This window comes from Polaribacter sp. BAL334, from assembly GCF_015767435.1.
In the GTDB taxonomy this organism is placed as follows: Bacteria; Bacteroidota; Bacteroidia; order Flavobacteriales; family Flavobacteriaceae; genus Polaribacter.
Genome location: NZ_JADWOV010000095.1, coordinates 1 through 309, shown reverse-complemented (window position 1 = coordinate 309; position 309 = coordinate 1). Strand labels below are relative to the sequence as shown.

At 35.6% G+C, this 309-nt stretch carries 1 protein-coding gene; it reads left to right on the top strand.

Annotated elements, in window-relative coordinates; genetic code table 11:
* A partial coding sequence (locus IU405_RS00485) for a hypothetical protein (protein ID WP_197436697.1) occupies window positions 1–309 on the top strand: 309 nt, incomplete at both ends.

Sequence of the window (309 nt, the reverse complement as noted above, 5' to 3'; positions counted from 1 at the left end):
CTATTATAGGTCTTATACAAATAGTCCAGTTACTACTACTCAATCCCCATATAATCCAGGTGGTTTTGCAGGAATTATTAGAGCTTCAACAGCCGCCAACTCATTTTGTTATTGGAATTTAGATAATGAATCAGATGGTTATAACAGCACCAGTAAATTAAATTATACCTTTACTGCAAAAGGACTAACTACTTCACAGCTGCAGGATGAAGATAATTTTGATAGCACTTGGGATTTTGATCATACTTGGGCGTTTGGTTCAGATGGTTTTCCAACACTTGTAAATTTACCAAATACATGGCTGGGAAT